Source organism: uncultured Pontibacter sp., assembly GCF_947499215.1.
GTDB lineage: Bacteria > Bacteroidota > Bacteroidia > Cytophagales > Hymenobacteraceae > Pontibacter.
The window spans coordinates 1,685,767-1,699,254 of sequence record NZ_CANMNI010000001.1 but is presented as its reverse complement, the minus strand read 5'-3'; the positions used below and the strand labels follow the sequence as shown (position 1 = coordinate 1,699,254).

At 49.9% G+C, this 13,488-nt stretch carries 8 protein-coding genes and 1 other RNA gene; 6 read left to right on the top strand and 3 right to left on the bottom strand.

Annotation, left to right across the window (positions count from 1 at the left end; genetic code table 11):
* Positions 1-53 precede the first annotated feature (53 nt).
* The gene (locus tag Q1A04_RS07410) at positions 54-3,002 is read right to left on the bottom strand and encodes a pitrilysin family protein (RefSeq protein WP_299703293.1); all 2,949 of its coding nucleotides are present in this window, start codon (positions 3,000-3,002) and stop codon (positions 54-56) included.
* Positions 3,003-3,135: 133 nt separating this feature from the next.
* Entirely contained in the window at positions 3,136-5,037 is a 1,902-nt protein-coding gene (locus Q1A04_RS07405; RefSeq protein WP_299703291.1) for a DNA polymerase III subunit gamma/tau, read from the bottom strand.
* Between the two features lie 312 nt (positions 5,038-5,349).
* Between Q1A04_RS07405 and Q1A04_RS07400 the strand changes: the two genes are divergently transcribed.
* A complete protein-coding gene (locus Q1A04_RS07400; protein WP_299703288.1) occupies positions 5,350-8,145 on the top strand; it encodes a T9SS-dependent M36 family metallopeptidase in 2,796 nt (931 codons plus the stop codon).
* Positions 8,146-8,228: 83 nt separating this feature from the next.
* Here Q1A04_RS07400 and cfa read toward each other — a convergent pair whose 3' ends face one another.
* Positions 8,229-9,350 carry a cyclopropane fatty acyl phospholipid synthase gene (gene cfa, locus Q1A04_RS07395; protein WP_299703285.1) on the bottom strand — a complete coding sequence of 374 codons (1,122 nt, stop codon included), beginning with the start codon at positions 9,348-9,350 and terminating at the stop codon, positions 8,229-8,231.
* A 319-nt stretch (positions 9,351-9,669) separates the two neighbouring features.
* Here cfa and ssrA point away from each other — a divergent pair.
* The 5 genes from ssrA to Q1A04_RS07370 all read left to right on the top strand — a co-directional run bounded on the left by ssrA (position 9,670) and on the right by Q1A04_RS07370 (position 13,467).
* Positions 9,670-10,039, top strand: a transfer-messenger RNA (tmRNA) gene (ssrA, locus tag Q1A04_RS07390).
* Between the two features lie 228 nt (positions 10,040-10,267).
* Positions 10,268-10,849, top strand: a complete 582-nt coding sequence (locus tag Q1A04_RS07385; protein WP_299703282.1) for a hypothetical protein — start codon at positions 10,268-10,270, stop codon at positions 10,847-10,849.
* Positions 10,850-11,176: 327 nt separating this feature from the next.
* Positions 11,177-11,713, top strand: coding sequence for a YceI family protein (locus Q1A04_RS07380; protein WP_299703279.1), 537 nt, complete (start codon positions 11,177-11,179; stop codon positions 11,711-11,713).
* A 158-nt stretch (positions 11,714-11,871) separates the two neighbouring features.
* Positions 11,872-12,807, top strand: a complete 936-nt coding sequence (locus Q1A04_RS07375) for a ring-cleaving dioxygenase (protein WP_299703276.1) — start codon at positions 11,872-11,874, stop codon at positions 12,805-12,807.
* Between the two features lie 36 nt (positions 12,808-12,843).
* On the top strand, positions 12,844-13,467 hold the full coding sequence (locus tag Q1A04_RS07370) for a dienelactone hydrolase family protein (protein WP_299703273.1): 624 nt from the start codon (positions 12,844-12,846) through the stop codon (positions 13,465-13,467).
* Positions 13,468-13,488 lie beyond the last annotated feature (21 nt).

The following is a 13,488-nucleotide window of genomic DNA, read 5'->3' as shown; positions in this document are numbered from 1 at the left end:
AGCGGCAGCCCAACTAGGCTGCCGCTTCCATTTATAAGGTATAGCACTAAGGCTTAGTAACCGAACACCTGCTCCAGTGTCAGTTGCTGTACCTTGCCGTATTTCTCCAGTTCCTTGAAGTTCAGTCGATCCTTTGAACCGATCACCAAAATAGCTTGTGGCTGACCGCTCACGAACTGCTTCTGGAATGCCTGCAGCTGGTCGAATGTCAAGCTGTTGGCGCTTTCGTAGACGTCCTTACGGATGTCGTAGTCCAGTCCGAGGCGCTTGGCACGCTCATAGTCGAACAGGATAGACGACTTCGTGATACGCTCCGAAGAAATGCTGTTGCGCAGCGAGGCCTTTGCGATTTCGAAGTTAGCCTCCGCCAATGGCATGTTCGTTAGGAGCTCCTGCATACCTGCCATCGCCTCCGGCAGTTTGTCTGACTGCGTACCGATATATGACATGATGTAGTTAGATCGGTCCTTCTTGGCGGCTGTGCTGTAGCTGGAGTAGGCAGAGTAGGCGAGGGCCTTCGACTCACGCAGCTCTTGGAACACGATTGAGCTCATACCTGCCCCGAAGTACTGGTTGTACAGACGGATGGTCGGTACCATGGCTTTGTTGAAGGCATCTGCTTTGGTTAGGAACATCAACTCGGCCTGTACCATGTTGTAGTCTACCCAATAGACCATCGGCTGCTTGATGTCGAGTTCGGCGTATACCTTTTCGGCAGGAACCGGCTTCAGTTTAGCTGGCACAATGTGACCTGCATTAAGAGCAGCTACCAGATTGTCTGTTTCACGTGGGCCATAGTAAAGCACGCGGTGCTCGTAGGTAGGTATGCTTTTAATAAGATTCACCAGTTCCTGCGGCTTCACTGCCTTCAGTTCCTTCTCAGAAAGAACCGTTGTAAACGGATTCTTAGGACCGTACTTGGCATAGTTTACCAATGCTTGGTTCAGAATCACACCTTTGTTCAGCTTCGCATCGTTACGGGCTTTCAGTATACCTTGCACCATGTCGTCCAAAGCTTTCTGGTCGGCTTTCGGGTTTTGCAGGGTGTTTTCGAACAGTGCCAACGCCTTTTCGAAGTTCTCATCAAGCCCAGACAGCGTCACATATACTTGGTCGCCGGAAGTGGACACGTTGAAAGAAGTACCCAGCTTGTAGAACTCTTTCTTCAGCTCTTCAGCCGTGTACTTGTCGTTGCCCAAGAACTTGAGGTAATTCACGGCCATGCCCAGTTTCTGGTCATTGTCAGTGCCCATGTCCAGAATGTAGTACAGCTGGAACAAGCCGTTCTCGCTGTTCTTGGTGTATAGCAGCGGAATGTCGTTCTTCAGCTTAGCCTCTTTGATGTCGGTTTTATAGTCTACAAAAACAGGTGAAAGCTCAGAAGCCTCTTTGGCCATAAACTCACTATAGTAAGCTGACTGGGCCTCACGGTTAACCGGCACTGGCGTGATGGTTGGTTTCTCTACTTTCTGGCCAGCGGCGTTCTTGTCGGTACGCTTGTATACCTGCACGTAGTTGTTGTTGAGGTACTTGTTGGAAACCGCCATCACATCCTGCTTTGTGATCTTGGCAAACTCTTCCGGACGGTTCACATAGTCGGCCCACGGAATGTCATAAATGAAAGCAGTCACAAAAGCGTCGGCACGGTTTGAGTTGCGCTCGTAGGCACGCATCAAACTGATTTTGTTGTCGTTGATGATAGCCGGGATTAGGTCATCGTCGAACTTACCCTGCTTCACTAGCTCCACCTGCGCCAACAGCATGTCTTTTACTTCGTCGAGGCTCTGGCCCTGACGTGGCGAACCACCCAAACGGAAAACAGAATAGTCCTTCATCTGGTTGTCGTAACCGTAAGCCTGCAACACCTTCTGCTGCTGGTTCAGGTTCAAGTCGATCAGGCCAGCCTGTCCGTTGTAGAGGATGGCGCTGATCATGCTCAGTACCTGCGCGTCGCGTGAGCTCATGCCCGGGAAGCGGTAAGCAATAGAGATGTTCTCAGCGCTTGGGCCGGTTACTTCTTTCACGATCGGCTGTGCTATCGGCTGCTCCTGTGCCACTGTAAAAGTAGGGGCGGCACTAGGCTTCAGTTTGCCGAAGTGCTCATCAATTACACGGATAGTTTCGTCAAAGTCGATGTCACCGCTCAGACCGATAGCCATGTTGTTTGGCACATAGTAGGCATCAAAGTACTTCTTGATCTCTGTGATAGAAGGGTTTTTCAAGTGCTCCACAGTACCAATGGTGGTCTGCGTGCCGTACTGGTGCGTTGGGAACATAGCAGCGTTCAGCGTCTCCATCACTTTCCAGCCGTCGTTGTCGAGTGTGCGGTTTTTCTCTTCATACACCGCCTCCAGCTCTGTGTGGAATAAGCGAGGTACAAGTTCACCGAAGCGGTGCGCTTCCAAGGCCACCCAACGCTCCAGTTGATTACTAGGGACGTCATTGGTATAGACTGTTTGCTCCACTGAGGTATAGGCGTTGGTTCCTTTGGCACCGATGGCACCCAAGATCTTGTCGTACTCATTAGCCACGGCGTAGGTAGCCGCCACACCAGAGATAGAGTCGATCTGGTGATAGATTTTTTTGCGCTGCGCTGGATCGGTGGTGTTGCGGTGCTGCTCATACAGTGCCTCAATCTTGTCGAGTTCTGCTTTTTCTTTTTCCCAATCCTGCGTTCCGAGCTGGCTAGTGCCTTTAAACACCATGTGCTCCAAGTAGTGGGCTAGGCCCGTTGCATCGGCCGGGTCATTCTTGCTTCCGGCACGCACAGCAATATAAGTCTGTACTCTCGGTGCGTCCTCATAGTCTGTCAGGTATACCTTCAGACCATTTTCCAAGGTATAGACACGAGCGTTGAGCGGGTCGTTGGGTACAGACTCATACTTATATTCCTTCTGCGCCGTAGCTGTCTCGGTAGAAGAGGTTGTCTGGTACGTTTCGTTCTTGCATTGCGTCAGCACAAGAGAAGACGCAACCAAAAACAACGATAATCCTTTTTTCATGGGTTTGTTGTTAGGGTATGGGTATAGGATTTTGAGAACAAGAATGTCAAGTCATGGGGTCTTCAATTGGAAAACCCCGTGACTTGCCACTGTGTTTTAATTAGAACTTTACAAATATAAAATTTTTCTTCAATTAGAAATCAGTGTCGAGGCCAAAGCGTTGCTTCATATCGACGAGCACTGGGTATTTCTCGGCCAAGTAGTTGAATTTGTCCTGCGAAGTGTAAAGTTTGTTTCCTTCCTGCACTTCTATTACCTCCGCCTTCAGTTTGATGCTGCGGTTGCCCGTTTCTTTTTTCAATTCGCGGAGTATTTCCGGGCGCAGGCTGGTGAACTGGTCCATCATCACGTGGTTCTCCAAGTGCAGGACGATCTCGTTGTCTTGGCCTATGTGAAACTGACGGTTAAGCAAGGTATACTCCATCATGTTTTCCGCCTTTTTGCGGCGAAGGATAGCATGCCATACCGTATTTACACGGCTAGGGTCCAAAGGTACTACAGTGCCATAATTAGTGTCTTCCTCCTCCTCGGCCACAGCAGTGTCGGCCACAGTCACAGGTTGGTTTTGCAGGTCCTTGAGGCTAGGCAGTTTTCCAAGTTTTTTCTGCGGCGGCACAGGTATAGACGGTCGCTGCATAGTAGGGGCAGGGGCTGTCTTTGCCTCTGGCGGCGACAGATGGGCATCCGGCGTTACCTGTTGTGGCTTATGTGGCTGCTGCAAATCCTCGGAAGGCACATGGCCCTGCTGGTGCGGCTGCTGCAAACCCACGGAAGGAATACCGCCACCGCCCTGCATGGCAGCTGATGGCACTGTGCCGGCACTCGGCTGCTGCATCGCCGCCGAAGGTATAGTTGGGGCACCTGCAGGTTTGGTAGCGGCTGGTGCCGGGGCTACTACCTTAGCTTTTTTTAATTCAGCTCCTTCCTGCGCAAAACTAAAGGCCGCATTGAGGTGCGCCATTTTCATCAGGCACAGTTCCACATGCAGGCGCTGGTTTTTGCTGCTCTTGTAATTGGTATCGCAAGTGCTCACCAAGTTGAGCCCTGATAGCAGGAACGACACCGAGGACTTCTGCGACTGCTCGGCATACTTAGCCTTGATGTTGTCCGATACCTCGAGCAGTTGTACCGTCTGCGGATCTTTGCATACCAGCAGGCTTCGGAAGTGCTCGCCTATACCTATCAGGAAGTTGTGGGCATCGAAACCGTTTTTCAGAATTTCATCAAACAGCAGTAGCGCCCCCGACAGGTTCTGCTCCAGCAGGTGGTCTGTCAGGCGGAAATAGTAATCGTAATCGAGTATGTGCAGGTTCTCGACCGTGGCTTTGTAGGTCACGTTGTGGCCCGAGAAAGTCACCATTTGGTCGAAGATAGACAGCGCATCTCGCAGAGCGCCGTCCGCTTTCTGCGAGATTAGGTGCAAGGCGTCAGGCTCGGCCTGTATGTTCTCTTTTTGGGCGATGTTGCCTAAGTGGCGCACCATGTCCTCGATCCGGATGCGGTTGAAGTCGAAGATCTGGCAGCGCGACAGGATAGTCGGGATGATCTTGTGGCGCTCGGTGGTCGCTAGGATGAAAATGGCATAGGCAGGCGGCTCCTCGAGGGTCTTCAGAAATGCATTGAAGGCCTGATTCGAGAGCATGTGCACCTCATCTATGATGTAGATCTTATACTTGCCGGTCTGCGGCGCATAGCGCACTTGCTCAACCAGGTTCCGGATGTCCTCCACGGAATTGTTGGAAGCGGCATCGAGCTCGTGGATGTTGAACGAGCTGTTAGAGTTGAAGCTGCGGCACGACTCGCATTCATTGCAGGCCTCTACCTCCGGAGTGATGTTCTGGCAATTAATGGTCTTTGCCAAAATTCGGGCACAGGTTGTCTTGCCCACGCCACGCGGCCCGCAAAAAAGAAAAGCCTGTGCCAAATGGTGGCTGCTTATGGCGTTTTTGAGGGTGTTGGTGATATGGTGCTGCCCCACCACGCTATCGAACGTGGCCGGACGGTATTTACGCGCTGATACTACAAAATTTTCCATTACTACAAAGATAATCAATCTGAAGCTCAGATGGGAGTGCTTTTTATCCAGTAGTTATCCAAGAGGTTATCCACAAAGCAGATCTCATAACACCGGGTGTTTGAATGAGTATGGTGTTTTGCATTATACAAGATGATTAGTGCAATCAGTATATAGCAATATAGATTTATATTAATTATAAGTGGTTGATTGTCAATTGTTATAAAAGAAATTTTTTTTATAGAATAAAGTATTATAATATAACTATAGGTATAAAACGGCGTAATAAAGTTCTATCTCATATTCTTTTATTCCTAACTAAAATTATTGACTATGACCAGAGCATTACGCATGTATTTGCAGCTAGCCCTTATTGTGGTTATGCTGTCAGGCACCACCGTTTCTTTTGCGCAGGGGAACAGACCGGCAGGTAAAAAGCAGGTACCCCAAGTAGCACTTGACCACATTAATAAAAACAAGGCAAAGCTTAAGGTAAAAGACAAAGACGTGTCGGATCTAGCGCTTAGCGGTGAATCCGAAAGTAAAAGAAGCGGTGTCAAGCACTATTACATTAAGCAGCAGTATGACGGCATCGAAATCCATGGTGCTATTACGAACATGAGCGTTAACAGCCGTGGTGAAGTGGTGACGGTTGGCAATCGTTTTCAAGAGGATATTGATAGTAAGGTTAGTGGGAAGCAGCCTGCCCTCGATGCAAATGGAGCTGTGGCGGCGGCGGCCCGCCATCTTGGTGTTTCAGTGAGCGAGTCCTTGACCGTGCTGGAAAATACCAATGCTAAGAATCGAGAAGTGTTGCTTTCTAATGGAGGCATTTCACTAGAGCCTATACCTGCCAAGCTGGTTTACCAGCCCATGTTGGACGGTACACTTCGACTTGCTTGGGAAGTGTCCATTTATGAGTTAGACGCTCAGAACTGGTGGAATTTAAGAGTGGATGCCTCCACAGGTGAACTCTTGGACAAGGATAACATGGTAGTGCACTGCCTTTTTGAAAACGATGGGGCAGATGGCAAATTGATGCACGACACGCATCGTCACGCAACCTCGTCTCCGCTTGAGCAGGAACTGGACATGGCCCCCTACGCACCCACGGCTGGACCGGTAAACAATGGAAATACCCCCGGCCTGTACGAGGTATACCCAATGCCCATCGAAAGCCCAATACATGGCAACCGCAAACCAATGAATGCGGCCGCGGTAACGGATAGGATAGCCTCTCCGTCAGGCTGGCACACAGCGGGAAGCACAAGCTATACGATTACCAGAGGCAACAACGTGTATGCTTATGAAGACCCGAATAATACAGGCCACATAGCCAGCAACAATGATAATGGTGCGGATGTGGTGCACGGCCATAGCCCAGATGGAGGCACACAGCGGGTCTTTAAATATCCTGTGGACTTTTCGCAAGAGCCAGAAGCTTATCGGGATGCCGCTATCACCAACCTCTTTTACTGGAATAACATTATACACGACATGTGGTACCAGTATGGTTTTGATGAGGCGAGTGGTAACTTCCAGACAGACAACTTTGGGAAAGGAGGACTCGGTGGTGACCATGTAATGGCAGAGGCGCAGGATAACAGAAATGGAGTTTCCCGAAACAACGCCAACTTCGCGACACCCATCGATGGCAGACGGCCAAGAATGCAGATGTACCTCTGGAGCGGCAAGCCGGATCCGGACAAGTTCCAAATAACGGCTCCAGCCTCTATCGCGGGCAGCTATCCTGCGGGAACAGCGGCTTTTGGCCCTGCTCTTTCCCCAACTCCAATAACCGGAAAGTTAGTACTGGTAAACAGCGAAGGCGCAAGCGCTGTGGAGGGATGCGGTGCGGTACTTAATGCGGCAGATGTGGCAGGTAACATAGCGGTGGTTTACAGAGGTACGTGTGCTTTTACAATCAAAGTTAAAAACGCTCAGGATGCCGGTGCCATCGCGGTGGTGGTTATTAACAACGCGCCGGGTGCTCCAGGTGCCATGGGCGGAGCTGACCCCTCTGTCACGATTCCTTCTGTTATGATCAGTGACGTGATCGGTGCCAGCATCAGAGCGTTGCTGGATGATAACCAAGAAGTGACTGTAAGCCTGAAGGATGATGGTTCAGGCCCTGAAGTGGATGGGGACTTCGACAATGGTATTATCGTGCACGAATACGGCCATGGTATCTCCAACAGACTGACAGGCGGTCCCGGTACTACGTCTTGTCTTCCGACGCAGGTGCTGGCCAGCGGCCAAGTGTTGACAACCGAACAAATGGGAGAGGGCTGGAGTGACTGGTTCGGCCTGATGATGACCATGAAGAAGGGCGATACCCGCGAGAAGATCAGAGGCATCGGCACCTACGCCATCAATGAGCCAACTACAGGGCGTGGCATCAGACCGGCACCTTACACTACAGACTTTAGCGTAAACAGCTATACCTACGGCGCCACCAATAACCCATCGCTATCAGCGCCGCACGGTATCGGCTTTGTGTTTGCGACCATTCTTTGGGAGATAACTTGGGACATGATCGATCAGTATGGCTTTGACGAGGACCTGTACAATGGCAAAGGCGGTAACAACATGGCGATGCAGCTGGTAATTGACGGCTTGAAATTACAGCCATGCTACCCTGGCTTCGTAGATGGTCGCGATGCTATCCTTTTGGCTGATCAGTTAAACTACGGCGGTGCAAATCAGGAGCTCATCTGGAGAGCCTTCGCCAGAAGAGGAGTGGGCTATAGCGCCAGCCAAGGTTTGAGCTATTACAGATTTGACCAAGTGGAGGCTTTTGACCTTCCGGAAAACTATTCGCTCACTGCAACAGCAAGCCAAGCCCTAGAATCTTCTGACCTGAACGAGCGGGAGATTTTAATGAGCTACCCTAATCCGTTCTCAGAAAGCACTACGATCAGCTTTAAAGCAAGGGAGTCGGGTCATACTGTGCTCAAGGTATACGACATCACAGGCCGGGAAGTGGAGACACTATTTGAAGGGGATGTGCAACAAGGCGAAACCTACAAGCAGACATTTAATGCGGTAGGGCGTGAGACCGGTATGTACATCTACAGAATCGTGAACGGTAGCAGTACTCGCTCAGGCACGATGCTTTTGATTAAATAGAGCGTTCCTGATTAAGGGGAAATAGACAGCCCTAGCTGATGCCAAAACTGCTTCAGCTAGGGCTGTCTATTTATGGCTAAATGCTACCGCACTGCTTCATATCTGTCCAGTATACCTTTTTTAGAGAGCACAAATTGCCAAAGCTGGTTGTTGCGCGACCGAAAGGAGCCTGCACTGGAGAGGAGATAGTAGTTCCACATCCGATAGAAGCGCTCTTCGTACTCACCTTGCAGTTCAGGCCAATGCTGATTGAAATTGTGGTGCCAAGCCATTAGGGTGCGGTCATAGTCCGGGCCGAAGTTGTGTAGATCCTCCACCACAAAAATGTGCTCCATGGCGGCACTGAGTTGCCGGAGCGAGGGGATGAGGCAGTTCGGGAAAATATACTTGTCGATGAAAGGGTCGGGGGAGGTTTTGGAGAAGTTGACTCCGATGGTATGCAGCAGGAAGAGGCCGTCGTCTTTGAGGCAGCGTGCTGCCGTTTGCATATAAGTGCGGTGATTGCGGTAGCCCACATGCTCCGCCATACCGATCGAAACCACATGGTCGAACTGCTCGCGCACGTCACGGTAGTCCTGCAGGCGTATCTCGATGGGCAGCCCCTTGCATAGCTCACTTGCCAGTGCCGCCTGCTCTTTTGACACGGTTACACCCACGACTTCTACACCATACCTTTCAGCCGCATACTTGGCAAAGCTGCCCCAGCCGCAGCCAATGTCGAGCACCCGCTGCCGGGGCCGCAGGCGGAGCTTTCTGCATACCAAGTCGAGCTTGTGCTTCTGTGCCTGATCAAGGGTAGTGGCATCTTTCCAGTAGGCGCAACTATAGACGAGGCGTTTGTCGAGCATGCGCTGGTACAAACCGTTGCCTATATCGTAGTGGCGCTGGGCATTTCGGGCGGCCTTGCCTTTGGGTTGCAGATTGACGACTTTGGCCAACAGTACTTCAAGTATAGTTTTCCAGCCAAACTTGGCTTGTCTATATAAGTCTGCGCGGATAACTCGGAACACAAACTCATCTATTCGGTCACAGTCCCACCAGCCGTCCATATAGGCCTCCCCCAAACCCAGTGAACCTTGGCTGAGCACCCTTTTGTAGAATCTGTCGTCATGCACCTGCAGGTCCCAAGGGGCAGGACCGTTCACTTTTATGCCCGCTGTTGCCAACATGTCTGTAACCTGCTGCCTTAGACTTTGCTGCTTCATGTCACAAGAATTTCCCTTTTAAAAATATGTAAGCTCCTATATAGGCATGTAACGGCAGCTTTTTCAGCAGGTTCTACAAGTCAAATTACTAAGCGATAATTGCTTATGTGATTGGTATGCAATGAGATAAAAATAAGTGGACAGGGAGGGCTAGAGGCGAAAACATAGCACACAGTCTCGGTATAATAAAAGGAAACTAATTGCGGGTGCAAGGATGTTTTATGCGTATGCAAAAGGGAGGAATGCCGGAGAAATAGTGTATCTTTGTGGCATACTTCTTGAAGTATAACACGTAAGAATACGACGTTCTTTAATTTATGGGGTAGACTGGAATTGACAGCTTGTGCAGATTGCGTGTAAGCATGTCGGGTGATGAACGTACCACCTGTTAAAAATCCGTTCGAACAATAACTGGCGAATATAACTACGCCATGGCTGCTTAATCTAGGTATTAAGCACTAGCCATAGTCTCGTGCAGGTTTCGTGAATCTGCTTGCACATCAGAGGCTTCGACTCGATTGACTAGTCTGTGTAAGGGTGTGGTACACAGGCGAAATAAAGCATCTAAGGAGTGCGCATAAGTTTGACTTATACTTGCAAGCTCCCGACAATCCGAATAAGTCTAAGCATGTAGAAAGCCCGTTGATTTCCTTGTCTGGACCAGGGTTCGAATCCCTGCTACTCCACTAATCCTAAGCTAAAAGGCCCTGCCGGTGATAAACTGGCAGGGCCTTTTTGTTTAGCAGTGAGACGGCTGTCCGACTATTTTAAAGGAAAATCTTCGGCAATATCATAATTACAGGTATATTGTTTCCTGATTATATAGCATAAGCTATATTCTATAACTAACCCATTTATCAATCTTTATCAAGTACCTTTTTATGAAGCAATCTTTACTCTTGTTATTATTTACTTTCTTGATTACACCATTACTGTGGGCGCAAACAGCGCCGGGGCCTAAAGAACAGCAAATCACGGATAATATCTGCGATTGTATCTCTAGGCTCGATTATAGCAAAGTCACAAACAAGCAAACCGCTGAAAAAGCTTTTATGGACTGCTTCGCGTCACAGGGCAGCATGATACTGGATGTGGCCAATGAGCGTAATGTGGAGATCACGGATCAGCCGGCGATGCGTGCACTGGGAGTTGGGATCGGCAAAAATCTAATGCAGCAGAATTGCGAGGGTTTTATGAAGCTGTCGATGGCCATGGCTCAGACTGAGACAGCAGGTGATATCGGGAGCGGCGTGATTGAGGGTCGCCTAAAAAGAATTGAGACGAAAGATTTTAATTACTTTGTGATTACCGACAATAGCAACAAGGAGAAATCCTTTATCTGGCTTCGCCAATTTGCCGGATCTGACGAGTTTATGGGTAACACCAAGAATTATATTGGTAAAACGGTGAGAATCAGCTGGCAGGATATCGAAGTGTTTGTTCCTTCTGCTAAAAACTATTATAACCTGAAAGAGGTAACCGAGTTACAGGTGCTATAGCCAAAACAATTCGGTGGATAAGTTACCGCATGATTTAGAAAAGCCCTCGTATGATGTCATGCGAGGGCTTTTTTTGTCCATGCAAACTTCACTGTCTACAATCCAAGCGCTCGTGACAGCCATAGGCTCAGCAAAGGTATGTGTCACTAGCAGAAAAACCACAATTAGTGAAACGTGGGGTTTAATGGCCTTTTTGATGCAAATAGTGGCTATCAGACGGACATGAACGAACCTTTTTAAAAAAATACATGTATATACATTAAAGGTTTATACATTTATTGTAGATTTGCAACCGAAATATCAATAACCAAAATAAGAAACAACATTATGGCAAACGTAAAATGGGCGGTTGACCCAATGCACAGCGAAGTACAGTTTAAAGTAAAGCACCTGATGATCACCACGGTGACAGGTTATTTCGAGAAGTTCACGGTAGAGGCGGAGAGTGAAGACGAAAATTTCAACGGCGCTGGCAACATCGTGTTCACAGCCGATGTGAATTCGATCAGCACCAACAACGAGCAGCGTGACACGCACCTCAAGTCAGCTGACTTTTTCGATGTGGAGAAGCACGATGAGATCCGCTTTGTGGGCAAAAGCTACGAGAATGTGGGCGGCAACGACTACAAACTGCACGGCGATCTGACTATCCGTGACGTGACCAAGCCAGTGACAGTGGATGTGGAGTTCGGCGGTACGGTAGTAGACCCTTACGGACAGCACAAAGCCGGTTTCACGGTAACAGGCAAGATTAGCCGTAAAGAGTTCGGACTGACTTGGAATGCCGTAACCGAGGCTGGCAGCGTGGTCGTGAGCGATGAGATCAAACTGCAGGCTGAAGTGCAGCTGGTAAAGCAGGGCTAAGCTTAGAACGGAATGGTAGTCGGCTGCACCGCAGCGGCTGACCATTCCCCTTTATTATCATTCCCTTTTTATTATAAGGTATAGCCAGAAAGTCGGCACTGGTTCGAACAGTGACTGAGGTGGCATGCGTATACCTTAAAACGGCTAAAATTTTTATCATGGAAGACAGCATATTAGGTATACACCACATCACGGCCATTGCCAGCTCAGCCAAAAAGAATCTTGATTTCTATACCAAGGTGCTGGGCTTGAGGCTGCTCAAAAAGACGGTCAACTTCGACGACCCCAGCACCTATCACCTTTACTATGGCGATGAGGCGGGCAGTCCGGGAACGATCCTGACCTTTTTCCCTTACGAAACAGCCCGTCGCGGAAAAGCCGGAACAGGTATGGCCACGCACATCGGCTATGCCGTGCCGGAGGGCAGCTTCGATTTCTGGATGAAGCGCTTCGAAGCACATGGAGTGAGTTATGGTCGTCCTTCCGAGAAATTCGGGGAGCAGTACCTGCCCTTCCAAGACCCGGACGGACTGTTTTTGGAACTGGTTATACCTAAGAACACGGACAGCCGCAAACCTTGGGAAACCGAGGAGGTGAAAGCCGACGTGGCAACCAAGGGTTTCCATAGTGTGACGCTCACGCTGCAAAAGGCTGAAAAGACAGCGGCTATCCTGACCGACATCTTTGGCTATACCTTGCAGGGGCAGGCAGGTAGCAACTACAGGTATAGCACCGATGCCGTGGAAGGAGCCAGCATTATCGATATCGTAGAGAATCCGAATATTGGTCGTGGCGAAGGCGGTGCCGGTACCAACCACCACATCGCTTTCCGGGTGAAAAACGAGGAGGTGCTGATGCAATTCAGAGAGAAAGTACTGGCGAAAGGCCATAACATTACGGAAAAGATCGACCGCAACTACTTCTACTCGCTCTATTTCCGTGAGCCGGGCGGCGTGCTCTTCGAAATCGCTACTGACAATCCGGGCTTCGCCATAGACGAATCCGTGGAAGAGCTGGGCCAAAAGCTGTTGCTGCCACCACAGTATGAACCGCACCGCGCCAAGATAGAGGCGGTTTTACCGAAGCTGGACTAGAAGCCTTTTTGTTACACTGACCTTATACTTGAGAACATGTATACACACGAAAAGAAAGTCCTGACGAAGGGCAAGCCGCTGGAGGAAACCGGCAAGGCGCTCGTGCTGCTGCACGGGAGAGGGGCCACAGCTGCCAGCATACTGCCTTTGGCACAGGAAGTGGGGGCGAATGATTTCACGCTATACGCGCCGCAGGCCACCAACAACACATGGTATCCTTACAGCTTTATGGCACCCACGGTGCAGAACCAGCCCGCTCTCGACTCGGCTCTCGAACTGATCGACGAGACCGTGCAAGGTATACTGCGCCAAGGTATAGCCAGTAAGGACATTTACCTGTTGGGCTTTTCGCAGGGTGCCTGCCTCACATCAGAATATGCCACACGTCATGCGAAGCGCTACGGTGGGCTGCTCATCTTCACCGGTGGCCTCATCGGACAGCAGTTGGACACCGGCAACTACAACGGAAATTTTGAAGGCACACCTGTGCTCATTACCACCGGCGACGCCGATCCGCATGTGCCGGTAAGCCGGGTCGATGAAACCGTAAAACAAATGGAAGGTATGGGGGCGCAGGTGACCCGCAAAGTCTACCCGGGCAGACCGCATACTATTCTGCAGGAAGAATTGGTACTGGCCAGAAAGATTCTGACACTCTAATCAAAGTTTGGCTAAAAGTAA